Annotated in this window: 22 protein-coding genes and 1 rRNA gene; 5 read left to right on the top strand and 18 right to left on the bottom strand. The window is 71.8% G+C overall.

Annotated features, from left to right (window positions below):
• Nucleotides 1-6 precede the first annotated feature (6 nt).
• Together AB0O28_RS16990 and menC are read left to right on the top strand one after the other, a co-directional pair.
• Nucleotides 7-1,413, top strand: a complete 1,407-nt coding sequence (locus AB0O28_RS16990; RefSeq protein ID WP_363641021.1) for a gluconate:H+ symporter — start codon at nucleotides 7-9, stop codon at nucleotides 1,411-1,413.
• 54 nt (nucleotides 1,414-1,467) lie between these two features.
• Nucleotides 1,468-2,568 (top strand): o-succinylbenzoate synthase, encoded by a 1,101-nt coding sequence (gene menC / locus AB0O28_RS16985; protein WP_363641019.1) that lies wholly within the window; start codon nucleotides 1,468-1,470, stop codon nucleotides 2,566-2,568.
• Between the two features lie 130 nt (nucleotides 2,569-2,698).
• Here menC and AB0O28_RS16980 read toward each other — a convergent pair whose 3' ends face one another.
• The 13 genes from AB0O28_RS16980 to AB0O28_RS16920 all read right to left on the bottom strand — a co-directional run bounded on the left by AB0O28_RS16980 (nucleotide 2,699) and on the right by AB0O28_RS16920 (nucleotide 16,584).
• A complete protein-coding gene (locus AB0O28_RS16980) occupies nucleotides 2,699-2,995 on the bottom strand; it encodes a hypothetical protein (RefSeq protein WP_030507339.1) in 297 nt (98 codons plus the stop codon).
• Nucleotides 2,996-3,096: 101 nt separating this feature from the next.
• Nucleotides 3,097-3,948 (bottom strand): CDP-diacylglycerol--serine O-phosphatidyltransferase, encoded by an 852-nt coding sequence (gene pssA / locus AB0O28_RS16975; RefSeq protein WP_363641017.1) that lies wholly within the window; start codon nucleotides 3,946-3,948, stop codon nucleotides 3,097-3,099.
• Complete coding sequence (locus AB0O28_RS16970) at nucleotides 3,935-4,594, bottom strand: phosphatidylserine decarboxylase (protein WP_363641420.1); 660 nt, start codon at nucleotides 4,592-4,594, stop codon at nucleotides 3,935-3,937. The genes pssA and AB0O28_RS16970 overlap by 14 nt, the downstream gene beginning before the upstream one ends.
• A 139-nt stretch (nucleotides 4,595-4,733) precedes the next feature.
• Nucleotides 4,734-5,750, bottom strand: coding sequence for a TerC family protein (locus tag AB0O28_RS16965; protein ID WP_363641015.1), 1,017 nt, complete (start codon nucleotides 5,748-5,750; stop codon nucleotides 4,734-4,736).
• A 272-nt stretch (nucleotides 5,751-6,022) separates the two neighbouring features.
• On the bottom strand, nucleotides 6,023-7,135 hold the full coding sequence (locus AB0O28_RS16960) for a glycosyltransferase family 4 protein (RefSeq protein ID WP_363641013.1): 1,113 nt from the start codon (nucleotides 7,133-7,135) through the stop codon (nucleotides 6,023-6,025).
• A 245-nt stretch (nucleotides 7,136-7,380) separates the two neighbouring features.
• Nucleotides 7,381-9,051, bottom strand: a complete 1,671-nt coding sequence (locus tag AB0O28_RS16955) for a lipid II flippase MurJ (protein WP_363641011.1) — start codon at nucleotides 9,049-9,051, stop codon at nucleotides 7,381-7,383.
• Between the two features lie 55 nt (nucleotides 9,052-9,106).
• Nucleotides 9,107-10,072 carry a hypothetical protein gene (locus AB0O28_RS16950; RefSeq protein WP_363641009.1) on the bottom strand — a complete coding sequence of 322 codons (966 nt, stop codon included), beginning with the start codon at nucleotides 10,070-10,072 and terminating at the stop codon, nucleotides 9,107-9,109.
• A 40-nt stretch (nucleotides 10,073-10,112) separates the two neighbouring features.
• The gene (locus tag AB0O28_RS16945; RefSeq protein ID WP_363641007.1) at nucleotides 10,113-11,090 is read right to left on the bottom strand and encodes a copper transporter; all 978 of its coding nucleotides are present in this window, start codon (nucleotides 11,088-11,090) and stop codon (nucleotides 10,113-10,115) included.
• Nucleotides 11,087-12,283, bottom strand: a complete 1,197-nt coding sequence (steA, locus tag AB0O28_RS16940) for a putative cytokinetic ring protein SteA (protein ID WP_363641005.1) — start codon at nucleotides 12,281-12,283, stop codon at nucleotides 11,087-11,089. The genes AB0O28_RS16945 and steA overlap by 4 nt, the downstream gene beginning before the upstream one ends.
• Nucleotides 12,284-12,542: 259 nt before the next feature.
• Nucleotides 12,543-14,312: a DNA repair protein RecN gene (gene recN, locus AB0O28_RS16935; RefSeq protein ID WP_363641003.1), complete on the bottom strand. Its 1,770-nt coding sequence runs from the start codon at nucleotides 14,310-14,312 to the stop codon at nucleotides 12,543-12,545.
• A 182-nt stretch (nucleotides 14,313-14,494) separates the two neighbouring features.
• Complete coding sequence (locus AB0O28_RS16930) at nucleotides 14,495-15,433, bottom strand: NAD kinase (RefSeq protein ID WP_363641001.1); 939 nt, start codon at nucleotides 15,431-15,433, stop codon at nucleotides 14,495-14,497.
• Between the two features lie 34 nt (nucleotides 15,434-15,467).
• Nucleotides 15,468-16,277, bottom strand: a complete 810-nt coding sequence (locus AB0O28_RS16925) for a TlyA family RNA methyltransferase (protein ID WP_363640999.1) — start codon at nucleotides 16,275-16,277, stop codon at nucleotides 15,468-15,470.
• Nucleotides 16,278-16,362: 85 nt separating this feature from the next.
• Nucleotides 16,363-16,584, bottom strand: a complete 222-nt coding sequence (locus tag AB0O28_RS16920) for a hypothetical protein (protein ID WP_363640997.1) — start codon at nucleotides 16,582-16,584, stop codon at nucleotides 16,363-16,365.
• 497 nt (nucleotides 16,585-17,081) lie between these two features.
• Here AB0O28_RS16920 and AB0O28_RS16915 point away from each other — a divergent pair, with 497 nt between their 5' ends.
• Complete coding sequence (locus AB0O28_RS16915) at nucleotides 17,082-17,429, top strand: SCP2 sterol-binding domain-containing protein (RefSeq protein ID WP_363640995.1); 348 nt, start codon at nucleotides 17,082-17,084, stop codon at nucleotides 17,427-17,429.
• A gap of 198 nt (nucleotides 17,430-17,627) precedes the next feature.
• Here the strand turns inward: AB0O28_RS16915 and AB0O28_RS16910 are convergent, their stop codons facing one another.
• Nucleotides 17,628-18,632 carry an HAD-IIA family hydrolase gene (locus tag AB0O28_RS16910; RefSeq protein ID WP_363640993.1) on the bottom strand — a complete coding sequence of 335 codons (1,005 nt, stop codon included), beginning with the start codon at nucleotides 18,630-18,632 and terminating at the stop codon, nucleotides 17,628-17,630.
• A 20-nt stretch (nucleotides 18,633-18,652) separates the two neighbouring features.
• Nucleotides 18,653-19,084 carry a tetratricopeptide repeat protein gene (locus AB0O28_RS16905; protein WP_363640991.1) on the bottom strand — a complete coding sequence of 144 codons (432 nt, stop codon included), beginning with the start codon at nucleotides 19,082-19,084 and terminating at the stop codon, nucleotides 18,653-18,655.
• 87 nt (nucleotides 19,085-19,171) lie between these two features.
• Between AB0O28_RS16905 and AB0O28_RS16900 the strand changes: the two genes are divergently transcribed.
• Entirely contained in the window at nucleotides 19,172-20,398 is a 1,227-nt protein-coding gene (locus AB0O28_RS16900) for a DUF1015 domain-containing protein (protein ID WP_363640989.1), read from the top strand.
• On the opposite strand, the gene AB0O28_RS16895 is transcribed toward AB0O28_RS16900, so the two are convergent.
• Complete coding sequence (locus AB0O28_RS16895) at nucleotides 20,373-21,035, bottom strand: single-stranded DNA-binding protein (RefSeq protein WP_363640987.1); 663 nt, start codon at nucleotides 21,033-21,035, stop codon at nucleotides 20,373-20,375. The genes AB0O28_RS16900 and AB0O28_RS16895 overlap by 26 nt on opposite strands.
• 105 nt (nucleotides 21,036-21,140) lie before the next feature.
• On the opposite strand from AB0O28_RS16895, the gene AB0O28_RS16890 reads away from it, so the two are divergent.
• Nucleotides 21,141-22,067, top strand: a complete 927-nt coding sequence (locus AB0O28_RS16890) for an MBL fold metallo-hydrolase (protein ID WP_363640985.1) — start codon at nucleotides 21,141-21,143, stop codon at nucleotides 22,065-22,067.
• A 95-nt stretch (nucleotides 22,068-22,162) separates the two neighbouring features.
• Here the strand turns inward: AB0O28_RS16890 and AB0O28_RS16885 are convergent, their stop codons facing one another.
• Both AB0O28_RS16885 and rrf read right to left on the bottom strand, forming a co-directional pair.
• Entirely contained in the window at nucleotides 22,163-23,254 is a 1,092-nt protein-coding gene (locus tag AB0O28_RS16885) for a hypothetical protein (RefSeq protein WP_363640983.1), read from the bottom strand.
• 1,886 nt (nucleotides 23,255-25,140) lie between these two features.
• Nucleotides 25,141-25,226: ribosomal RNA gene (rrf, locus tag AB0O28_RS16880) — 5S ribosomal RNA — on the bottom strand; the annotation flags it as partial.

Here is a 25,226-nt window from a genome sequence, read left to right as displayed (position 1 = left end):
CCCCAGATGACCCCCCTCGTGACCCCCCTCGCGAGCGCGGCCGCGTGGAGCGGCCACGACACCCGCCTCATCGTGGCCGCCCTGGCCGGCATCGCGGTCATCGTGCTGCTGATCACGAAGCTGCGGGCCCACCCGTTCCTCGCCCTCGCGCTCGGCTCGGGGGTGCTCGGCCTGGTGGCCGGCATGGCCCCGGAGAAGCTGATCGACAGCTTCTCCGGCGGGCTCGGCTCGACCGTGGCCGGCGTCGGCGTGCTCATCGCCCTCGGGGCGATGCTGGGCAAGCTGCTGGCCGACTCGGGCGGCGCCGAGGAGATCGTCGACGGCATCCTGCGCCGCAGCGGCGACCGGGCGCTGCCGTGGGCGATGACGCTGATCGCGGTGCTCATCGGTCTGCCGATGTTCTTCGAGATCGGGCTGGTCCTGCTGATGCCCGTCATCCTGCTGGTGGCCCGGCGCAGCGGCCGCCCGCTGCTGCTGATCGCGGTCCCCGCCCTGGCGGGCCTGTCCGTCCTGCACGGCCTGGTGCCCCCGCATCCCGGGCCCTTGGTCGCGATCGACACGCTCAAGGCCGACCTCGGGCTCACGCTCGGGCTCGGCCTGCTGGTGGCGATCCCGACGGTGATCGTGTCCGGCCCGCTGTTCGCCAGGTTCGCCGCCCGATGGGTGCGGCCGGCGCCGCCCGATCGGCTCGAACGCGAGCAGGTCCAGGAGCCCGGGGACACGGCGCCGGAGGACGCGGACCGCCCCCGGCCGGGCTTCGGCGTCACGGTGGCCACGATCCTGCTGCCGGTCGTGCTCATGCTGGGCCGGGCCGTCGCGGAGATCGTCCTGCCGGAGGACCACGCGGTGCGCACCGTGTTCGACGTCCTCGGCACTCCCCTCGTGGCCCTGCTGATCGGGGTGCTCGTGGCGATGTTCACGCTGGGCCGCGCCGCGGGCTTCGGCCGGGCCCGGATCTCCTCGGCGATCGCCGGCTCACTGCCGCCGATCGCCGGGATCCTGCTCATCGTCGGCGCGGGCGGAGGATTCAAGGAGACCCTGGTCGACTCGGGTGTCGGCAAGGTCATCGGCGAGGCCGCGCAGGGCGCGAACGTGCCCGTGCTCGTGCTCGGCTGGCTGATCGCCGTCGGGATCCGGCTGGCCACCGGTTCCGCCACGGTCGCCACGATCTCCGCCGCCGGGATCGCCGCGCCACTGGCCGCCGGCCAGTCCCCCGCGCACGTCGCCCTGCTCGTGCTCGCCATCGGCGCCGGGTCGCTGTTCTTCTCCCACGTGAACGATGCCGGGTTCTGGCTGGTCAAGGAGTATCTCGGGATGTCGGTCGGCGAGACGATCAGAAGCTGGTCGATCATGGAGACGGTCATCTCCGTGGTGTCGTTCTGCTGCGTGCTCCTGCTCGGACTGGTGGTCTGAAACGTCCGTATAGTGAACGGCGCACACCGTCCCTTCCCTGGAGCCGGGCACCTCATGGAGATCACTGGAATCGAACTGCGCCGGATCGCGATGCCGCTCGTCGCGCCGTTCCGGACGTCGTTCGGCACCGAGACCGCACGCGATGTCCTGCTGGTGCGGGTGGTGACGCCGGAGGCCGAAGGCTGGGGCGAGTGCGTCGCCATGTCCGAGCCGTTGTACTCCTCCGAGTACGTGGACGCGGCGGCCGACGTGCTGCGGCGTTTCCTGATTCCCGCGCTCCCCCGCAGGCTGGATCCCCAGGCCGTCGGCCCCGCCCTCGCGCCGTTCAAGGGCCACCGGATGGCCAAGGCGGCGCTGGAGACCGCGGTGCTCGACGCGTCGCTCCGGATCACCGGCGAGTCCTTCGCCCGATACCTCGGCGCCACCCGCGACCGCGTCCCCTGCGGTGTCTCGGTCGGGATCTCGGGCTCGGTGGACGAACTGCTCGACACCGTCGGCGCGTACGTCGCGGAGGGATACGTACGGGTCAAGCTGAAGATCGGACCGGGGTGGGACGTGACGCCGGTCCGCGCGGTCCGTGAGCGGTTCGGGGAGGACCTGCTGCTCCAGGTGGACGCCAACGCGGCGTACACGCTCGCGGACGCCCGGCACCTGGCCAGGCTCGACGACTTCGATCTCCTGCTGATCGAGCAGCCGCTGGCCGACGACGACCTCGTGCAGCACGCCCGGCTCGCCCGGTCGATCCGCACGCCGATCTGCCTCGACGAGTCCGTCGAATCGGCAGCCCACGCGGCGGCGGCGATCAGCCTCGGCGCCTGCTCTGTGATCAACATCAAGCCGGGGCGGGTGGGCGGGTACCTGGAGGCCCGGCGCATCCACGACCTGTGCCGCGCCCACGGCGTCGCGGTGTGGTGCGGCGGCATGCTGGAGACCGGCATCGGCCGGGCGGCCAACCTCGCGCTGGCCGCGCTGCCCGGCTTCACGCTCCCGGGCGACACCTCCGCCTCCCGGCGCTACTTCCACACCGACGTGACCCCGCCGTTCGAGCTGGACGGCGGGCACCTCGACGTGCCGGACGGCCCGGGGCTGGGCGTGGATCCCCTCCCGGACGTCCTGGACAAGGTCACCACGGCGACGGAGTGGATCCGCCTCTGACGGGGAGCGGACCGGCCGGGCTCCGCCGAGAGCCCGGTCAGGCGTCGCCAAGGGCAGGGTGCGACCCGTCAGGCGTCGCCAAGGGCAGGGTGCGACCCGTCAGGCGTCGCCAAGGGCAGGGTGCGACCCGTCAGGCGTCGCCAAGGGCAGGGTGCGGCCGGGGCTCGCCGGTGGTGAAGACCTTGACGATGCGGTCGGCCGCGAGAGCGGGCTCCTCCGCGCTCTCCACCACGTCGCCCCAGGACCAGCGGTAGAACCAGCCGTCCGACATCGCGACGCAGTCCACGGTCTCGGTGAACAGCGCCGCGTCCGGGTCCCGGACCTTCAGCGACGGCGGGTCGGGGCGCAGGGACGCCTCCAGCCCCCGCAGCTCGAGCTCACGAGCCAGCTTGCCGAGAAAGTACGTCCGGGTGTGCTCACGAGGCATGGCGACCAGGGCTCCATTGGACTAGGCGTTATCTCCACGTGATTGGCCCGGGCCCAAGGTGGCGGGCCCCAGCCGACCGGGGCCCTGTCCGTGCGACGACGTCAGCCCGCGTTCTCCGAGCGTCGTTCCCTGCGCTGCTGCTGTTTGAACATGAGAACGCGAAGTGGAATGGCGGACACGATCGCGATCTGCATCGTGGCGCCCACCTTGATCAGCTGGTCGCCGCCGGCGAGACCGGCCGCCCAGATCGTCAGGCACGCCACGTTGATCAGCATCCAGCCCAGCACGACGGCGGCCAGGTTGCCCTTCGGCTTGGGATACTCGATGCGGCTGACCATGAGCCAGGCCACCGCGAAGATGGCGGCCATGGTGATGTAGTTCGGCTGGAAGAGCAGCACGATCGACACCACGGTCATCGCGCCCATCGGGATCGGCAGGCCCATGAAGTCGCCGCTCTTGGTCTTCACGCAGGCGAAGCGGGCCAGCCGTACGACGCCGGCGAGCAGGACGGACCCGGCCGCGCACAGCACCAGCCACAGGGGGACCTTGCCGGAGAATCCGGCCCAGATCATGACCATGAAGGCCGGCGCGAAGCCGAAGCTGATCACATCGGCGAGGTTGTCCAGCTCCGCGCCCATGGCGGACGCGCGGAACTTCCTCGCCACCAGGCCGTCGAAAAGGTCGCAGGTCGCTCCGATGAGCAGCAGCACGACGGCGGTTCCGAAGAAGCGCGGATCGGGGACGAACTTGACGTCGTTCTGCAGGTTGCTGATCGCCGACCAGGCGAGCACGCAGACGGCGAGAAAGCCGCTGAGGGCGTTTCCGAGGGACAGAGAGTCGGCGGCCGACAGGCGGAAGGCCTTGCCGACGGGCCCGCGTGGCTCCTCGGGCGCGTCCTCCACCGGCCAGGCGGCTTCGGCCCCGAAATCAGACCCGAGATCAGACGTGGTCAAGGCGCGTCACCCCCGCGACGGTCCGGGTGCCGACGGTGACCGCCGGCACGATGCCCTCGGGCAGATAGACGTCCACCCGGGAGCCGAAACGAATCAGCCCGACCCGCTCGCCCTGGACGACCTTCGCGCCCGCGAACAGGTACGGCACGATGCGGCGCGCGACGGCGCCGGCGATCTGCACCATCTCGATGTCCCCGAGCGCGGTGTCGAAATGCCAGACGACACGCTCGTTTTTGTCGCTGTCCTTGTTGAACGCGGGCACGAAGCCGCCGGGCACGTGCTCGACCGCGGTGACCGTGCCGGCCGCGGGAGCCCGGTTGACGTGGACGTTCAGCGGGCTCATGAAGATCGCGACCCGGGTGCGGCCGTCCGGCCACGGGTCGATGCTCTGCACGACGCCGTCGGCGGGCGAGATGAGCCTGCCCTCGCCCGGCACGCGCTCGGGATCGCGGAAGAACCACAGCATCCCGCCGGTGAGGGCGGCGAGCGGCGCCGCGGCCAGCGCCCAACGGGGCGACCTGCTGGTGAGGACGGCGGTGACGGCCGCCGCCGCGGCGGTCGGAGCCAGCCACGGGGACACCCCGCGTGCGAGCCTGACTCTGCCCCGGGCACTTCCCGCGAGCCCGGATTCAGGGCCGCGGGGCAACGATTCGTTGGACACAGATGACCTTTGTACTCTTCTGGCGACTATGGACCGGCATGCGAGCTAACGATCGATATTACCGATCCGGCAGTCAATGTGTGGCACAACGAGAACAAGCAAACAGGGTGAGTGCCCGTTTTCGCTAGCCCTGCGGGGCTTCCGCCTGAGACGCCTCCGTCTGGGAGGCTTCCGCCGAAGAAGTAACAATCTTGTCGTCGCGGCGAGCCTTGATGAGACTGGCTACGGTGGTCACGGCCATGGTCACGCCGATGACCGCCAGGGACACCCAGATGGGGATCTGAGGAGCCCAGGAGACCTCGTTCTCGTGGAGTGCTTCGAGAATCAGCTTAACCCCGATGAATCCGAGGATGAACGCCAATCCGTAGCTGATGTAGACCAGCCGCTGCAGCAGACCGCCGAGCAGGAAGTAGAGCTGACGCAGTCCCATCAGGGCGAACGCGTTCGCGGAGAACACGATGAAGGCCGCCTTCGTGAGGCCGAAGATGGCCGGAATCGAATCGAGGGCGAACAGCAGATCCGTGGTGCCGATGGCGATCATCACGATCAGCATGGGCGTCACCATGCGCTTGCCGTCCACCCGCACGGTCACCCGTGAGCCGACGTAGTCGGGAGTGGTCGGGAAGACCCGCCGGGCCCAGCGCAGGAGGATGTTCTCGTTGAACTCCTCGTCATCCTTGTTGTGGTCCCGGATCAGCGTGTACGCCGTGTAGATGAGGAAGACCCCGAACGCGTACAGCAGCCAGCCGAAGCGGCTCAGCGCGGCGGCTCCGACGGCGATGAAGATCCCGCGCATGACGAGCGCCAGGACGATGCCGACCAGCAGGACTTTGTGCTGGTAGATCCTGGGCACCCCGAAGCGGGTCATGATGATGTAGAAGACGAACAGGTTGTCGACGCTGAGGCTGTATTCCGTCAGATAGCCCGCGAAGAACTCGCCACCTGTCCCTGGACCGGCCCAGACTGTTAACCCGATGCCGAACAGCACGGCCAGGCAGACGTAGAAACCCACCCAGATGCCGGCCTGCCGCATCGAAAACTCGCGTGGTTCACCCCGATCGACGATCCACAGGTCGATGGCGACCACGACAAGGAGACCCACGATGACCAGGGCCCACAACCACAGCGGTGCATGTACCACGACTACCTCCGGCGCGCGCTGAACACACTGCCGGAGGTCTCTCCCGCCCGTACACGGCGGACCGACGGCCCCGGGTGCTGACACCGTGATGACGGAACCGCCGCGAAGGGATACTCCCCCCCAACCCGTCCAGTATATGGATCAGACTTAGCCTCGCCTAATCCTTGCCGGAATGGCCGCGTTCGCCGGCGGAGACACGCGGTCGCTAGCCGCGCCGACGGTCTTGTGTCACCGGCGCGAGAGGGTGATCGCACCGTCCGGCCACCCCGTCGCTACGACGCGAGCCCGTACGCCGCGAGCGCCGCCCGCAGGGCCGCGTCCTCGTCGGGGAGCTCGCGGCCACGCCGTTCGGACGCCTGCGCCAGGCGGGCGGCCAGAGCGGGATCGCCGAGCAGGCGGCCGATCTCCCGGCTCAACGCACCCGGGTCCTGCGGCGGCACCAGCAGGGCCGCCTCACCCACCATCGCGGGAATGCCGCCCACCCGGGTCGCGATGACGGGCCTGCCCGCCCGCAGCGCCTCCTGGACGCTCAGCGGCTGCCCTTCCCACCTGCTGGGCACGATCACCGCCGTCGCGACCTGCAGCAGGTCGGCGGGCTCCGCCCAGCCGTACAGGACCACCGGCAGTTCCTCGGCGTCGACCCGGGCCTGAAGCTCCTCGCGCAACGGCCCGTCGCCCGCGATCACGAAGACCGGGTCCCCCTTGTACGGCCCGGCCGCCGCGTCGAGCAGCGTCTCCAGGCCCTTCTGCTGGGCCAGCCGGGCGACCGTGAGCAGGATCGGCCGTTCCTCCACCTCCTGCTGTGTCCGCGCCGCGCCGGACAGCCGGGCGTGAATGCCGGCCCGCACGTCCTCGGCCGAGCGGGCGGGTTCGGCGAGCGGCGGCGCCGGCACCACCGCGAGGTCGACTCCCCGGGCGCCCCTGGCCCGCATGCGTTCCGCGACGTCCGGCGAGATCGCCAGAACACGGTCCGCACGCCGGGCGACGATCCGCTCCAGCACCCGGTAGACCACGCCGATGGCGCCGCCCGCCGTGACCGCGTTGTGCAGGGTGACCACGAGGCGCGGCCACCCCCGCGACCCGGTGAGGGCGAGCGCGGCCAGCGCGCCGGCTCTCAGGCCGTGGGCGTGGACGACGTCCGCGCCGCGGGCGAGCCCGCGCAGGCGCAGAGCGGTCCGCAGGTCGTGCACGGGGTGAGGCCGGTCGGCGATCTCGACCTCGGCGAAGTCCGCGCCCGTGCCGGTGAACCCGAAGGTCTCCTCGGTGCTGCCCGGACCCGCGACCAGCACGCGATGCCCCCGCGTGACCAGCCCGCCCGCGAGCATCCGCACGTGCCGGGCCACCCCTCCGACGCTCGACCCCAGCACCAGCACGATCCGGCTCATGCCACCTCCTCGCCTCCGGCTCGCAGCGGCATTCGCCAGACACTGTGCTTACCGATTCGCTCGCTACGCTCGCTCATGCCACCTCCCCGCCTCCGGCTCGCAGCGGCATTCGCCAGACACTGTGCTTACCGATTCGCTCGCTACGCTCGCTCATGCCACCTCCCCGCCTCCGGCTCGCGGTTCGGTCGTGCCGGAGGCGCGCGATTCAGCACCTCGCCAGACACCGTACCTATCGACTCGCTCGCTCATACCGTCTCCTCGGCCGGTGGGTCCGCCGGGCTCGCGCCCCTCCCGCGTCTCACTCCGGACAGGGCGGCGGCCAGATCCGCCCGGTCCACGAGTGCGGCGACGAGGATTCCCACGGCCACGGCGGTCAGACCGGCCAGAGCGGCCGTCAGGAGGCCGCCCCACGGGCCCTCGCCCGCCAGGGGAAGCCGGGCGGCCGCCGCGCCCGCGAGGAAGCCCGCGCCCCCGCCCAGCAGGGCGGCCAGACCGGCCCGCGCAACGCCGTCGGCGGCCCGCGCCCCTCGCGCCCGCACGACCGAGGCCAGCAGCAGCCCGGCCCCCACCGTCATGCCCGCCGCCTGGCCGAGTGCGAGCCCGCCGAGGCCCCAGCCCTCCGGCAGCACGAGGACGAACGCCACCTGGGCCACGGCCACGACCAGCCACCCGGCGATCTGTCCCCGGGCCGCCGCCCTGCCCTGTCCCGCGGCGTACAGCACCCGGCTGAGGTGGGCCACCAGGCCATACCCGATGAGCCCGGGCGCGAACAGCGCGATCCCCCGGGCGAACTCCGCCGCCGCGATCTCGGTGTCGGCCTGGGCGAGGAAAACGTGCGCGACCGGGCCAGCCACCGCGGCCAGCGCGCCGGCCGCCAGACCGCAGACCAGCACGACCGCGCGCGTCGTGCGCGCCGCCAGCGCCGCGAAGCCCTCACCTTCGGCCCCGCCCTCGCCCTCGGTCCGCGCCCGCGCGGCGAGCGCGGGGAACGCGCTGGTCGCGATGGGCACCGCGAGCACGGCATACGGCACCTGGTAGATCGCCCAGGCGTAGTTGTACGCGGGCAGCGCGCCCCCGCCGACGCGGTTGGCGATGGGGATCAGGATCGCCGCGGCGGCCTGCTGGGCGACCAGCGCGCTCAGCCCGGCCAGGGCGAGCCGCCGCACCTCTACGGCGACACCCTCGGGAAAGCGGAGTGTGGGCCGCCATCGCAGGCCGAGCCGCCATGTGGGCCCGACCACGGTGACGACCAGGGCCAGCACGCCGAGCGTCGTTCCCGCCGACAGCGCGATCTCGGCCGGTGCGGGCACTGTGGCGGGGTCCTTGTGTCCGCCGCTGAGCGGCCCGAAGGCCAGGTAGGCGATGATGACCACCACGCTCGACACCAGCGGCGCCAGCGCCGGCCCCGAGAACCGGCGATGGGCCTGCAGCACGCCGTAGAGCACCACGGCCATGCCGTACAACGGGATCTGCGGCGCGAACACGACCAGCATGCGCGCCGCCACGCCGGCGACCTGGCCGACGTCGCATTCCCCGACCCCGAAGACGACGAGCAGCCGCGCCAGCGGCCCCGCGACCAGCGCGGTCAGCGCCGCGAGCGGCACCAGCAGCACGACCACCCAGGTCAGCAGCGCGGAGGCGATCCTGCCGACCTCCGCACGCGCCCCGCCGTCCGCTCGGGCGGCGGCGCCGGCGAGCACCGGGACGACCATCCCGGCGAGCGCGCCGCCCACCACGACCTCGAAGACGATGTTCGGCACGTTGTTGGCCGTGTAGTAGGCGGTGGCCAGGCAGTTCGTGCCGACCGTGCGCGCGAACGCCAGTTGCTTCGCGAAACCGGTCACCCGCGCCAGAACCGTGATGACCCCGATCAGGACCGCCGCCCCGGCGATCCCCGCCCCGAGCCGTCTAAGCATGCCGCTTACCCATGCCGGTGCCGTACGCCTCCGCGGACGGCCCTGGTCGTCCAGGTCACCCGCGCGACCCCGACGTGCCGGGGGTGGCCTGCGGAGCGCGGCGGCCGAGCATGTCCAGCCGGTTGAGCACCGGGTTGCCGGCGATGACCTTGGTGAAGCTGACCTTCTCCGAGGCGGCGGTGAGAGCGGCGACGGCACCGAGGGCGGCGATCCGGCCGGACCTGCCCAGCCGGGCCGTGGCCGCCAGGCCGAGCAGCGCGCCGAGCGCGTTCGCCCCGGCGTCGCCGAGCATCGCCCGCTCGCCCAGGTCCTCGGGCAGCAGCGCCGCCGCCGCGCCCAGCGGAACGGCGGTCAACGCGGCGGCCCGGCGGGAGCGCGGGCCGTACGGCGCGGCGATCGAGGCGACCAGCAGGGGAACCCCGGCGAGCAGCCCCACCTTGATCGCGCGGCCGGGCCGCAGGTCGAACAGGTTGGCGAGATTGGCGCTGCCGGCGATCAACGCGCCGTCGACGAGCGTGTCGAGGGACCGCGTCACCGCGCTGCCGCCCCGGCCGTCGCCGGGGGCGAGCGCCGCCGCGGCGAGCCCGGTCGCGCCGATGCCGAGGATCTTGACCGCTCCGCTGGTCACCTCACCGCGCGCGAGCGCGGCCAGGTGGCCCTTGAACCCCTTGGAGGAGGTCGTGCCGAACAGGTCGTCGTACGCGCCGAGGACGCCGCTGCCCGCGCCGGCGAGCACGGCGGCCGCGCGGGCGCGCATGGGGAGGCCGGGGGCCAGGGCGGAGGCGGCGACGGCTCCGGCCGCGAACGCCGGGCCCTCCAGCAGGGTGACCGGCTCGCCCCGGTGGTTGACCCGGGTCCAGTACTCGTCGGCGGTCTTCTCGTCGCCGATCGGCGGGCGGCGCCGGAACGCGGCGAAGGCGGCGCGTGCGGCGGCGGCGCCGAGTGCGGCGCCGACGGCGGCACCGGCAGCGACACTGAGCGCCGCGGCGGCGCGGGTGCCGGCCTGGGGACGTCTGGCCACGGCTGTTGCCCTTCCTACGTTGGTGGTGCCGGCCGGTGGCTCAGCCCCGGCTCGCCACCGGGGTGGGGGTCTGGCTGGGCATGGTCAGCGTGGGCTCGAACGCCGTCGCGCCGCTGCCGATGCCGTACGCACCCGAACGGCCGGCCAGTTGCTCCCGCAGAGCGTAGACCACCACGACACGGCCCGCGGCGAAATCGACGGTGTCGACCGTCGAGACCGCCGACGCCACTCCGCCGGTGTCGTGCAGCGCCCCGATGACCCCGCCGTTCGCGGAGGCGGTGACGGTGCCGGCCAGGACGGTGCCGAGGGCACCGCTGTCGAGACCGGCCGCCACCGAGACGATCGCGTCCGTCTGCCGGGCGGCGTCCTCTCCCTCGTACGGCTGGGCCGGCGCGAGCACGATGGCCATCGTCGCGCGCTGCTCGGGATCGTCGTTCAGGGTCAGGAAGTCGCCCTCCTGGAACGCCTCCAGCACGCCGGCGGCCGCGGGGTTGACCCGGCCCGCCTGCGCGCGGTCGTTGGTCACGATCGCGCCGGCGAGCATCGCCGCGGCCTTGTCGTACGGCGTGGCCCCGTCGGGGAACGTGGTGCCGGCCGCGGCGAGGTTGGTGGCCAGCCCGTCCACCACGCTCGCCTGCTCGGCGTCGGTGAACTTCTCGGTCAGGCTGACCCTGCCGCTGTAGGTGGCGCCCGCGCTCGTGACGAGCTTCTCGATCGGGTCGCGCAGGGCGGCCGGCGCGCCGGGAGCCTCGACGAGCACGACGCGCTCCCCCGCGAGCTGGCCGCGCACGAGCTCGGGCAGGTGGGTCGTGACGAGCGAGTTGCCGCCCTCCTCGCGCGTCCGCAGCTCCGAGAGCTGCGTCAGGTACTTCTCGTTGGCCTGTCGCAGAGAGGCGGTCGTCTCCTCGGCCGACTTCATGAGCGTGGGCTCGAGCACGGTGCTGCCCAGCACGATGCCGACCGTGAGCGCGAGGAAGATCGCCACGATCGAGACGAGGTGATAACGGAAATCGATCACGAGAAGAGTCCGACCAGCCAGAAGATGAAGCCGTTCCAGGCCACGCGCAGGCCGTTCAGCCACACCTGGCCGATCGGCGATACCGAAAGCACCACACCGATCGTGATCATTGTGGTGGCTACGAGCAACAGGAGGGACGACGTGGAGATCCGGCTGCGGTAGAGCCGGCTCACCCCCTTGGCGTCCACGAGCTTGCTTCCCACCCGCAGGCGGGTGAGGAATGTGCTCGCCGCGCCCGACCTGCCCTTGTCCAGGAACTCGTCGAGCGTCCAGTGGGTGCCGACCGCGACGATCAGCGTGGCGCCCTTGTCGTCGGCCAGGAGCATCGCGATGTCCTCGCTCGTCCCGGTCGCGGGGAACACGACCGCCTCCTGTCCGAGATCGCGCACCCGCTCGAGTCCCGGCGCCCGGCCGTCGCGGTAGGCGTGGACGACCAGTTCGGCGCCGCAGCGCAGGGCCTTCTCCGAGACGGAGTCGAAGTCGCCCACGATGATGTCGGGCACATATCCGGCCTCGAGCAGCGCGTCCGCCCCGCCGTCCACGCCGATCAGCACCGGGCGGTACTCCCGGATGTACGGCCGCAGCGTGGCGATGTCCTCCTTGTAGTGGTAACCCCGCACCACGATCAGGGCGTGGCGGTTCTCCAGGGAGGTTCGGATGTCGGGCACGCCGACTCCGTCGATCAGCAGGTCGCGCTCGCGCCGGACGTACTCCATCGTGTTGGCCGCGAAGGCCTCGATCTGGACGGCCAGGCCCGCACGGGCCTCGGTCATCGCCGCCTCGACGCTCTCGGCCGTCTGCGGCTGCCCCTTGCCGACCAGTTCCTCGCCGAGGTGGACCATGCCCTCGTGGACACGGATCACGTCACCGTCGGCGATCCGCTCGAACAGTTCCGGCGACGCGTTGTCGATCAGGGGAATGCCCGCGTCGATCAGGATCTGGGGCCCGAGGTTGGGGTAACGGCCGCTGATGCTCGCGGCGACGTTGATCACGGCCGCCACACCGCACGCGACGAGAGCCTCCCCGCTGACCCGGTCGATGTCGACGTGATCGATAATCGCTATTTCCCCAGGCTTGAGGCGCTTGGTCAGCCTCTTGGTCCGCCTGTCGATTCTCGCCACTGCCGTCACCCCGGGAAGGCCCTCGACCTTCCTGCGGCGGAGGCCCGGAACATTCAAGCTCGGGACCTTCATCATGACCATCCTGCCAGAGGCGGCGACCGCCACGCTTCCACACCCCACGGCTCGTCTGTTTTGCCATACAAGTCAGGGATGTTGCCGAGGTGCGCCGACCGGGGGCAGCCGGGCCAACGCACACCTTCCGCGACGCCGTCCGCCCCCGTTTCCTCAGCCCCCTCGTTCCGGGGTTTGACTGCTTCCCTGCGCGCCTTGATCCAAACGTCACCCCCGCGCGCCTCGCCGAGTGTACGCGCAGGCAGGACCGGCGTGGTCCTCAGCCTGCGGCGCGGCGGCCGGGGCGCTTGGCCGCTCCCGAGGACGCCTTCTCCCAGGCGGCCTTGTCGGCGGCGGCGATGGACAGCAGTTCGGCGGCGTGCGCCCGGCCGAGTTCGGAGTCCTCCAGGCCGGCGAGCATGCGCGACAGCTCCCGCTCGCGGCCCTCCCGGTCGAGTGTCACGACGCCGCTGCGGACCACCCTGCCGTCGCTCGCCTTCTCGACCACGAGGTGCTGGTCGGCGAAGGCCGCCACCTGCGGCAGGTGAGTCACCACGATGACCTGCGCCGTCCTGGCGAGCTTGGCCAGCCGCCTGCCGATCTCCACGGCCGCCTTGCCGCCCACGCCCGCGTCGACCTCGTCGAACACGAAGGTCGGAACGGGGTCGGCGCCGGCGAAGACCACCTCGATGGCGAGCATCACCCGGCTCAGCTCACCGCCCGAGGCGCCCTTGGTCAGCGGCAGCGGCGGAGCACCGGGATGGGAGGCCAGCCGGAGCTCGACCTCGTCCACGCCGTGCGGACCGAAGCCGTCGCTGGCGGTGATCGCCACACTCACCCGGGCGTGCGGCATGGCGAGCGCGGTCAGCTCCTCGGTCACCACCCGGCCGAACCGCTCGGCCGCGGCGGTGCGGATGGCCGTCAGCTCAGCGGCCAGCTCGCCGAGCCGCTCGGTGAGCTCGCCGTGCTCCCGCGTCAGCTCTTGGATGCGCTCGTCATCGCCTTCGAGCTCCGTCAGCCGCTCGGCGGCCCGCTGCGCCCAGGCGAGCACCGCCGTGACGTCCTCGCCGTACTTGCGCATGAGTCCGTTCAGCGCCGCCCTGCGCTCCTGCACAGCGGCGAGCCGCGCCGGATCGGCCTCGACCGACTCGGCGTACGCGGCCAGCTCGGTCGCCACGTCGGAGACCAGGTAACCGGCTTCCGCCAGGCGGTCGGCGAGCCCGGCGAGCGCGGGATCGAAGTCGCGGACGGACTCCACGGACGCCTTCGCGTGACCGAGCAGCGACACGGCGTCCTGCACGTCCTGCGCGCTCGACATCGGATCGCCGAGCAGCGCGGCGTGCGCGGTCGTGGCGGCGGTCCGCAACGCGTCGGCGTGGGAGAGCCGCTCGGCCTCCTCCTTCAGCTCGGCGTCCTCCCCCGGTCTGGGCTCGACCTTCTCGATCTCCTCCAGGCCGAACCGCAGCACGTCGGCCTCCTGCGCCCGCTCCCTGGCCTTGACGGTCAGCTCGTGGAGCAGCTCCCCCACCTGCCTGTGCCGCTTGTAGGCCTGTTCGTAGGCCCGCAGGGGTTTCACCAGCTCGTCGCCGGCGTAACGGTCGAGCGCCGCGCGCTGCCTGCCGGGTTGCAGCAGTCGCTGCTGGTCCATCTGCCCGTGCACGGCCACGAGGTCGTCGGCGATGTACGTCAACGTGCCCACCGGCACGGCACGGCCGCCCAGCCAGGCGCGGGAGCGGCCCTCCGCGGAGACCGACCGGGAGATGATGAGCTGCCCGTCTTCGACCTCGCCGCCGACGTCGGCGACCTGCTGGGCCACGCGGCCCCCCGGCTCGATCACGAGCGTGCCCTCGATCGTCGCCTTGTCGGCACCCGGCCGGACCCTGGCCGGGTCGGCACGTCCCCCGAACAGCAGGCCGAGACCGGTCACGACCATCGTCTTGCCGGCCCCCGTCTCACCCGTGACGACGGTGAATCCCGGCGACAGCTCCAGTACGGCCTCGTCGATCACGCCGAGCCCCTGGATGCGGACCTCCTCGACCCGTGGCCGCACTGGTCCCTCCCGTTTTGCCGACCGAACTCGCCAGAGATCCTACGCGTAACTCGTCAAGATTTTCGAGGACAGCGTGTCCGGACCACGACCCGAACGAGAATCTGTGGACACGAAAGCCCTGCTCACCCGGCATATCACCATCAACCGCCGCAACCTGCTGTGGACGGCGGCGCCGCCCGCGGTCACCCGGAGCGTACGCGACCCCGCCAGCCCTGCACGGGCAGTCCGAACTTCGCGACCAGGCGATCGGTGAAGGGCGCCCCGGTCGTCTCCACGCCGAGCAGCCGGGCCAGCCGTACCGGCACCTCGCCCCTGCGCACCTCCACGCGGGCGCCGGGCGGGATGTCGAAGCGGCGGCGTCCGTCGCACCACAGCACACCGGCGCTGGTGTCGGGCAGGATCTCCAGCGCCAGCGTGGACTTCGGCGACACCACCATCGGCCGGGCGAACAGGGCGTGGGCGCTGTTGGGCACCAGGAGCAGCGCCTCCACCTCGGGCCAGACGACGGGGCCTCCGGCCGAGAACGCGTACGCCGTCGATCCGGTGGGGGTCGCGCAGATCACGCCGTCGCACCCCCAGCGCGACAGCGGGCGGCCGTCGATCTCCGCGACAACCTCCAGCATGCGGTCCTTCTTCTCGACCGACGCCTCGTTGAGCGCCCAGGTCCGCGCGAGAACCGAGCCGTTGAGACGCACGGCGACCTCTAGCGTCATGCGTTCCTCGACCTCGTAGCGGCCCTCGGCCACCAGGTCCACCACGGACGCCAGGTCCTCCACCTCCGCCTCGGCGAGGAAGCCCACATGCCCCAGATTGACGCCGAGCAGCGGCACCGCGGCCGGGCGGGCCAGCTCGGCCGCGCGCAGCAGCGTGCCGTCGCCGCCCAGGACGATGATGAGCTCGGCCTCCTCCAGCGCCGCCCCGTTCTCCGGGACCACCTCGACATGGGCGCAGCCGAGCTCCTCGGCCTCCTCGTCGAGCACCCGGACGTTGATGCCCGCCCCGATCAGCCGTTCCATGACCAGGCGGGCGCTGCGCACGGCCGCCTCCCGGCCCGTGTGCGCCGTCACCAGGACGGTTCTCTTGGCGTCCGCCCGGTCTCCCGCCACGCCACCCGTGCTCATCGCGCTCATCGTCTCCACGCCTCGCCGCCCGCGCTCACCGGGGTCCCTCCGCGACCGCCGTGTCGACGGCCGCGTCCACGTCGGGCACGGGGTCGTGTCCCGGCCCCTTCCCGAGCCACAGAACGTATTCCACGTTCCCCGACGGCCCCGGCAAGGGACTCGCCGTCACGCCCTTCACCGTCAGGCCCAGCGAGCCCGCCGCCGTCGCGACGTCCCGCACCGCCTGCGCCCGCAGAGCCGGGTCGCGTACGACGCCTCCCGCGCCCACGCGCTCCTTGCCGACCTCGAACTGCGGCTTGACCAGCATCGCGAACTCCGCGACCCCGGCCGCGCAGCGCACCAGTGCCGGGAGGACGAGCCGGAGGGAGATGAAGGACAGGTCCCCGACGATCAGCGTCGGCGGTTCGCCCACCATCTCCGGGGTCAGGTCGCGGACGTTGACCCGCTCCATCACCGTGACCCGCTCGTCCGTGCGCAGCGACCAGGCGAGCTGGCCGTACCCCACGTCGACCGCGAGCACGTGGGCGGCGCCGTGCCTGAGCAGCACGTCGGTGAAGCCGCCGGTCGAGGCACCCGCGTCGAGGCACCGGCGTCCCTCGACGCGGAGCCCCTCGAACGCGCGCAACGCCCCCAGCAGCTTGTGGGCGCCCCTGGACACGTAGTCGGGGCCCTCCGCCGTCTCCGCGACCACGATGGGGGCGGCCGTGTCCACCTGCGTGGCCGCCTTGCCCGCCACGCGGCCTCCGACACTGACCCGGCCCGCCTCGATGAGCTGGGCCGCCTGCTCCCTGGACCGGGCGAGCCCGCGGCGTACGAGCTCGCTGTCCAGCCGGACGCGCTTCACCGGGCCCGCCCCGCCACGACGTCCGGCGGCGTCCGGACCGGCGTGCCCGGCCGGCTCGTGGCGTCCGCGGCCACTCCGGTGAGGCTCACTGATCGCTCTCCCGGCCGCCGGGGGCTTCGGGCCGCCGCCCGCCGGCATCCTCCACGGACGCGAGCACCGCTTCGAGGCCGGCGAGGACCTGCTCGAAAACGCCCACGTGCTCGGACACCGGCGTGTGAGCCAGCCGTCCGAGAGACGACAACGCGGCCTGCACGCCATCGGCGCCCTGGGCGAGATGATCCCCGGTCGCGATACCGCTGTCCGTCATGGTCCCTTCCTGCTCCGATCATCCGCCCCGCCGCGCCGCTCCCTGCCAGTGCGCCGCTTTCTCCTCGCCGCGCCGGCCTCTGCCGCTGCCTCGCGCTCGGGTGCGCAGGCCTCGGGATGGAGGCCCGGACGGCACGGGGCCACACGGCGGCGGTTTCACCCGCACCGGCCGCTGCGGCGCCGGTCGCCTCGACGCTATCGGACCCCACCGACGATCGTGCGCCATCCGGGCCGTCCGGAGGTTGCCCCCGCCGGGCGTTCCGTCGGGTGATCTCGCCTTTGGTGGACGCGAGAGCGCCGCACAGTCCCTTTGATTGGGAAATCTACCGCTTACGCACCAGCGGACTCGTGCCGTTGCCGTTCCATGACTCAACGCGGATTGCGCGCAGGCCCCCCGTGGAAAGCTACTGTCGGTAGGTAGAGGGCAATCACATCGTCGATCGGTGATCCGTGCGCGGTTCACGAGGAGACACGGTCCGCGAGGAGAGAGGCAGGCACATGGCGACCGTCGAGGAATGCCGGGCGGCGCTGGACAAACTCGTCGAGCACTTCGACGAGATAAGCGAGGAGGACCGTGCCAAGCACGTGGTCGAACGCCGGCTGGCCTGCCGGATCTCCGACCTCGGCCTGACCTTCTACGGCCGCATCCATCGGGGCGGGCTCGACCCCTTCAAGGAGGTGCCCCCGGAGGACGGCCGGCCGGCCGAGGTCAAGCTGACGCTCAAGAGCGAGGACCTGATCTCGATGGTGAACGGCGAGCTCGACATGGGCCGCGCCCTGCTGGGCGGCCGAGTCAAGATCGACGCGAGCCTGGGTGATTTGCTGCGTCTTCGGAAGCTCCTCTGACCGCTGCCGCCCAGGCGCGGGTCCTCCCGGTCACTCCGCCCCCGGGCTCCCACCGGTCCTGCCCGCCGCTCCCGCTCGGACCCCACGGGTCCTTCCGGCCGCTCCCGCTCGGAACCCGCGGGTCCTCCCGGCCGCTCCCGCTCAGACCTCGTCGAGCGGGAGCGCGGAGTGGACGGCGGCCGCCGGCCCTCACGCCGGTCAGCGGCTGAGCGCCGCCACGGCGGCCTTCACCGCGTCCTCGTCCGCTTGGCCGTCCCCCGCCGCCTCCCAGGTTGCGGCGCATGCCGCGCGAAGCCCCTCGACGTGGTCGCCATCCCCGCTGAGCACGAGCGTCCCGTCCTGCCATCCGGCCGTCCAGCCGCCGCAGGTCCAGCCGCCCTGGCCACGCCGTACGGGGACCACGGGCGCGTGCAGACCGGACAGGTCGGCGGCGATGTGGGTGGGACGGTGGTGGGGCGCGGCGGTGAGCACGTCGAGAGGACCGGCGACGCCGGTCAGCACGAGCAGGCTGTCGACACCGGCCCGCGTCGCGCCCTCGATGTCGGTGTCGAGTCGGTCGCCGACGATCAGGGGCCGCTCCGCGTGCGTACGAATCATCGACTCGCGGTGCAGCGGCGGCTCCGGCTTGCCCGCGACCACGGGCTCGACACCGGTCGCGGTGGCGATCACGCGGCTCATCGACCCGTTCCCCGGCTGCTCGCCCCTGCCCGTCGGCATCGTCGTGTCGCCGTTGGCCGCGACGAACCACGCTCCCTGACGCACGGCGAGCGCCCCCTCGGACAGCAGCCCGTAGGACAGGTTGTCGGCGATGCCCTGCACCACGGCGGCGGGAGCGTCCAAGGCCGTCGTGACGGGGCGCAGGCCGTGCTCGCGCAGGGCCATGCGCAGGCCCATGCCGCCCACCACCAGGACGGCCGAGCCCGGCGGCACGTGCTCGGCGACCAGCCGGGCCGCCGCCTGGGCGGACGTCACGACGTCCTCCGGGGCGGCGGGGATGCCCAGATGACCGAGGTGCTGGGCGATCGCCCCCGGAGTGCGCGACGCGTTGTTCGTGACGAACGCGAGACGCACGCCCAGGTCCCGGGCCTTCACCAGTGCCTCGGCGGCGCCGGGGACCGCGCGTCTGCCCAGATAGACGACGCCGTCGAGGTCGAGCAGCAACGTGTCGTAGGCGTTCACGAGCACGCCGGTGGTCTTTGGCATGCCGAAAGTATGGCCTACGATCACGCCTGCCTCGCCCGCAGCGTGGCCCGGACCTGCTTCAGCGCGGACACGTAGTGCCGGAGGTCGGGGCGCATCGCGACCGCCACCGCGAGGGGCTCCTGCGCCGCCTCGATGTCTCCGCTGCGCCACAGCGACAGGCCGAGGCCGAAGTAGGCGTAGTCCTCGGCGGGGTTGGCGTCGACGATCCAGCGGAAGCTGCCCGCGGCTTCGTCGTACCGCTTGGCGTTGAACTGGGCCCGGGCGAGGCCCTCGCGGATGCTGCGCGAGTCGGGCTCGGCCCGCGCGGCGTGCTCCAGGATGGCCGCCGCCGCGGCCGGGCTGCCCTCTTCGAGAAGTTTCATGCCGCGCTTGAACCACTCGTAGACGCCGCCGGAAGGCGTACCGCCCGGATCATTGGAAGAAGCAGAGGCCTCGTTTCGTCCTTCGATCATGGGGTAAGCCCTCCTGCACTCCGATTTCACAAGCAACCGGGCACCGCAGCGTCGGGGAGTCCGGGCACTTATGGCAACATGCCCGGTATGGAGAGTTCTGAACGGGCGGGACTGGTGCTACGTCCGTTCCACGGCGTCCGTTACGCGGTGGACGATCTGGCCGCTGTCACCTCCCCGCCGTACGATCTCATCTCCCCTGACGAATCGCGGGAACTGCTCAGTCGTCATCCGAACAACGTGGTGCGCCTGATCCTTCCCGGGGTGAGCCACTACGGTGAGGCGAGCGCCGCGCTGAGCGAGTGGCTCGCCGCCGGAGTGCTGACGGTCGACTCCCTGCCCGGCCTGTACGTGTACGAGCAGAGCGGGGTCGGTTTCCTGCAGCGGGGCCTGATAGGAGGCGTGGGGGTCGGGTCGACCTCGATCCTTCCGCATGAGAACGTGCTGCCGGAGCCCGTCGCCGACCGGCTCGCCCTGATGCGGGCCACGCAGGCCAACTTCGAGCCGATCTTCCTGTTGTACGAGGGCGGCGGCACCGCCTCCCGGCTCGTCGACGACGTGGCGACCCAGCGCTTTCCCCTTATGGACGTCCGGACCCGTGAGGGCGTCCACCATCGGCTCTGGGCGGTGACCGATCCCCACGAGATCGACGCGGTCGCGGAGGACCTGTGTGAGCGTCAGGCGCTGATCGCCGACGGTCACCATCGCTACGCCACGTATGAGGCGCTGCAGAAGGACCACATCGGGCCCGGCCCGTGGGACTACGGTCTGGCGTATCTGGTCGACTCCACGGTCTATCCGCCCGATCTCAAGGCCATCCACCGCGTCATTCCGGGGCTGCCCCTGCAGGAGGCCGCCACCCGGGCCAAGGGCGCCTGGCAGGTGCACGAGTTCGCCTTGGTCGAGGACGCCCTCGCGGGGCTCGCCACCGCGACCGGCCCGGCCTTCGTGATCGCCGGCCAGGGGCCCGCCCATCTGCTGACGGATCCGGATCCGCTGCAGGTCGAGCACGCGATGTCGGCTGGACAGTCCCCGCGGTGGCGGATGCTCGACACCGCGATCCTCACCACGTTCCTCCTGCCCAAGGTGTGGGGGATCACCGACAGCGAGCAGTCGGTGATGGTCGTCCACCACGACCCTCTCGCCGCCGTCGAGAGGGCGCGCAGGCTCGGCGGGACGGCGGTGCTGCTGAATCCGCTGTCGACGGAAGACGTCCTCACGGTCGCGGCGCAGGGCGAGCGGGTGCCGCGCAAGTCGACCTCGTTCGGGCCCAAGCCTCGGACGGGCCTGGTCATGCGAATCTTCGCCACTGACTGACCCGCTCGCCGAGATGCTCGGCCGGGACGGCGTCGTGCTGATCGCCGGACGACGCCGAGGGAGAGCCGACAGCCTCATCGCCGGAAGGGGTCGGCGGAAGGCCCGCGGGGTGTATGTCACCAGTGGAGGACGTCGCGAGGCCGCCGGGATCCGCGGCCTCGGAGTCGTCAGCGGGCTGAGACATACCAACGGTCTCAGCCGCGGTGGCGGCCCCGGTGGTCTCAGCCCCGGAAGCCGCCCCGGTGGTCTCACTACTCTCGGTCTCATCGGTTCCGGCGGCCGCGGTGTCGTCATCGGCGCCGGGTCGCCGCCTTTTCCGCCTCCTGCGGGGCGCGGCCGGTTCGATGCGCCGTGCCGTACGCACCTCGATCTCGTAGCGGCTGCCGCCGCGCCACCAGCGGCGGCGCAGCGCGCCCTCCACCTCGACAAGATCATCGAGCTGCCAGCCGGTGAGCATGTCACGCACGCCGTCGTCGAACGTCGCGCACTCGATCGCGTCGGACCGCTGGTGGCCCGGGCGACCCCCCGGCCTGCGGACCGCGAGACGCCACTGCGTCAGCGGAGCTCCGCTCGGCAGTTCCCGGTGCACCGGCTCCATGGACAACCGCCCCACCAGAACCACCTCGTTGCGGTGCATGTGATCTCCTTTCCGCCTCGTGAGATCACTGTGCGTGACCGGGTTGGGGCGAGGAGGTTCTGAATGCCATTCTGTGAATATCGGTTCTAGTTTCAGGAGTGGCCTGTGGACAACGTGACCCCACTCGGCGGAGACGTCTACGAGATCGACACGCGCATGGCGGGTTATTCCGGGATCACCGCGGGCTACCTGATTCTCGGCGACCGCCCCTGTCTCGTCGAGACGGGCACCTCGACCTCGGCTCCCGTGGTGAGGGACGCCTTGTCATCCCTCGGGGTGGGACCGGACGATCTGGCGACCGTCGTGGTCACCCATATCCATCTGGATCACGCCGGCGGCGTGGGGGACATCGCCGGCTACTACCCGTCCGCGGAGATCGTCGTCCACGAGAAGGGCGCCCGGCATCTCGCCGATCCGTCCCGGCTCATGGCGAGCGCCAAGATGGTCTGGGGCGACAAGCTCGACGTACTGTTCGGCACTCTGGCGCCCACCGACGCGGCCCGCATCAGGGCTCTGGGCGACACCGGGACGATCGATCTGGGCAACGGCCGCACCCTGGCGAGTCACTACTCTCCCGGGCACGCCAAACACCACGTGGGGCTGCTCGACTCGCACACCGGTGACCTGTACGTGGGCGACGCGGCCGGTGTCTACCTGCCCGAGACCGGGGACCTGCGGCCCGCCACCCCACCGCCGGACTTCGACCTCGACGTCGCGCTCGGTTCGATAGCGCTGTTCACGGCTCTGAAGCCGCAGCGGTTGCTGTTCAGCCACTACGGACCGGTGGACGACGTGTCCCCGATCCTCGAACGGTCGGCCGAGGAGCTCCGGATCTGGGTGGACCTCACCAAACAGGCCAGGGCCGAGGGCCTCGACCTCGACCACGCGGTCGCGATGGTGCGCGAGCGGACGCGGGAGCGGTACGCCGCGCTGCGCGCCGGTGACGCCACCGCCGAGCAGTTCGAGCTGCTGAGCGGTGCGCCCTCGAACGTCGCGGGGATCATGCACTGGCTTGACCTCATCCCACGTTGACTTCCCCGAAATCCGGATTCCTGAGGCATCCCCGGAAGCGCGGCTTTCTGCAGAAAGGCAGACGGGCGCCGCCGGAGCGGCGCCCGTAGGGGACGTCAGGGCTGACGCCTCGCCCGATCCTCGGAGTTCTCCGGGTCGTCGAGCACGTCGCCGAAGTGCGGTTCGATGAAGGCGGGGCCATAGGACGGCCCGCTCTCCTTCGCCGGAGGCTGCTCCGCCTCATCGGTGCCACGCGTCCGCTCTCCGGCCGGCGCCGGCGCGGAGGAGACGCCCGGTGCGGACGCCTCACCGCCCGGGGACGTCGCCACGCCGGTGTCGTCACCCGAAGGGGCGCCGCCCACCGGATCGCCGGTCAGATCGTCCTCGTCCTCGTCTTCCTCGGGAAGGTCGTCGGAGAGGTCGTCGTTCCGGGTGCCGCCGGGAAGGCCCTCCTGGTCCTCCTCGTTCTCGACCGCCTCGCGGACGCCCTCGCCGCCGGGTTCCCGCTCGTCTTCCTCCTCGTCGTCGAGAAGGTCGTCCTGGAGGTCGTCCTGGAGGTCACCGTCCTCGGCCCCGGACTCGTCGTCGCTCTCTTCCAGGTCCTCGATGAGACCACCGGTCAGCTCGGCGTAGCGTTCGGCCGCGTCGGTCTCGCCGTCCTCGTCGAACGCCATGGCGCGGGCGAACCAATCGGTCGCCGCTTCTTCGTGGCCCGCCTCGGCCAGGGCGTCCGCGTATGCGAAGGCCAGACGTGCCGACCACGGCTTCGGCTGGGGGTCGCGCAGTTCGGGAACCCGTTGCAGAGTGATCACGGCCGCGTCGTGCTGGCCGAGGTCGCGGCGGGCCCCGGACTCCACGATGGCCAGCTCGATCCTGCCCGCGCGATCCAGCCGTTCGGCCTCGCGGGACCGGACGAGGTCGAGCGCCCGCTCGGGCCGCCCGAGCCCGCGCTCGCAGTCCGCCATGACCGGCAGATACTCGTCCGAGCCGGTGATGCGCCTGGCGGCACGAAGATCGCCCAGGGCCTCGGCGTACTGACCCGCATGGTAGGCCGCGATGCCCGTCGCCTCACGGACCACACCGATCCTGCCCGCGAAGCGGCGGGCCACCTTGGCGTGCTCGTACGCCTTGTCCGGCTCCTCCGCGCTCAGCGCACGGGCGGCCGCCACGAGATGGCCGGCCACGAGGTCCGCCAGGTCGTTCGGCAACGAGCGAAGCTCCGCACGCGCCTCCCGGTTCAGTTCGTCCGGCGTGATGTCGGGATCCAGCGGAGGAATCTCCTCCCGCGTCCTCGGCTCGCCCGGCTTGCCGTAACGGGTGCGGCTGCCGCCCCGCTCGTCCCGGCTGAAGGGACGCGCCGCACCACGGTCGCCGCCGAACGGCCTGGACTCGTCACGGTCCCTGCCGAAGGAGCGGTCACCGCGGTCACTGCCGAACTGGCGCCGCGGGCGGTCGCCGGAGCCCGGCCCACGTCCACGGAACGTCCTGGCTCCCTCGCGGTCACCGCCGGAACGTCTGTCGTCACGGTCCCGGAAGGACCCAGCGGGCCTGTCCTCCGGCGTGCGGCGCGGCCTGTCGCGGAAGGAATCGCGGTCACGGTGCCGGTCGCCACCGCCCGTGTCCTGCTGCCGGTCGGTGTAGGGGCGCCTCGGCCTGTCCTCGCCACTCCTGCCATCGCGGTCACGGTACCGGTCGCCACCGCCCGTGTCCTGCTGCCGGTCGGTGTAGGGGCGCCTCGGCCTGTCCTCGCCACTCCTGCCATCGCGGTCACCGAACGACCGTCGCGGCCGCTGCTCGCCTCCGAAAGCTCGATCGGTGCCCCGGTCGCCGCCTCGGTCGCCATAAGGGCGCCGCGGGCGGTCCTGGCGCTCGTAGCCACCGCCCCTGTTGTCGCGGCCGTAGCCGCGCTCCTGGTCCGGGCGGCGCGGCGGGCGACCGCCGTCACGGTCGTCGCGCTCGTGCCGAGGCGTGAACGAGCGGCCTTCCCGGCTCTCCCGGCCCTCACTTCCGCCGCTGTCCCGGGAGCCGTAGCGTCCGCCGAAACCGCCGCCCTGGCGCTGCGGGCGATCCCCGTAGCCGCCGCCTTCCCGCCGGTCCGTGCGGCGCTCCCCGTACGGCCGACTGCCGCGGTCGTCGGAGCGGAACGACCGGCCGCCTCGTTCCTCCCGATCCCTGGAGCCCTGTCCGCCCCGGAAGTCGTCGCGGTCCGCGTACGACCGGCGCGGCCGATCGGTCCGCGAGGCGTCCCTGTCCTGATAGGTGCGTTCCCGACGTCCCTCGAAGCCGCCGGTTCCGCGCGGCCGGTCACCGCCGCGCTCGAAGTTCCGCCCCCCATCGCGGTCGCGGTACCCGCCGCGGTCGTCGGTACGCCCGCCCGCGCGGTCTCCGGCACCGAACGGACGACGGCCGCGGTCATCCCGGTCACGGTAACCGCCACGCGTGTCGCGATCTCCGTAGGAGCGACTCGCACTGTCGTCGCGATCACGCGAACTGAACCGTCCTCCGGACGGCCCGCCCTGGTCGCGGTAGCCTCGTCTGTCGGACTGGAACGGGCGCTCACCGCGCTCACCGCGCTCGCCGCGGTCGCTCCGGAAGCCTTCTCGCCGCCCTCCATAACGACCGCCAAAGCCGCCGCTTCCTCCGTTACCGCGGAATTCTCCGGCGCGCTCGGCCCGGTTCCTGCTCTCTTCGCGGTTGTCTTCGCCACGGCCCGCGCCGTCGCGCCCGTCTTCTCTGTTCACTTCTATCCTCTGTTGCTTGCTCACCGCGTCCGGTTCGCCGGCCGCAGGGCTTCGTCTTCCCGATGTCCTTGATTGCTGGGGATACGCCCCATACCCGATGAGTTCCAGGGAAGACATGTTGTCGTGCCACAGGGCCGCTGAGATCGCGCCCGCCGCAGCCTTCGCTTCTCGTCCGATGCGACGAAGGCCACCCGTGGTGGGGTGGCCCAGCACTGCCAGCCTAGCGCGCCGTTACCACCGCCCGGGCCTCGATGAGAGCTTTCGCACCTCTCGACGCGAGTGCCATCTGGCGATGGCACAACCCGTAAACGCAGAAAGGGCCATCCCACACGGGATGGCCCTTCCAAAAAATTGTCCGGCGGCGTCCTACTCTCCCACACCGTCCCCGGTGCAGTACCATCGGCGCTGACAGGCTTAACTTCCGGGTTCGGAATGTAAC

Origin of the sequence: Microbispora sp. NPDC088329 (genome assembly GCF_040685655.1) — a bacterium.
GTDB lineage: Bacteria > Actinomycetota > Actinomycetes > Streptosporangiales > Streptosporangiaceae > Microbispora.
This window is presented reverse-complemented; position numbering and strand designations above follow the sequence as displayed.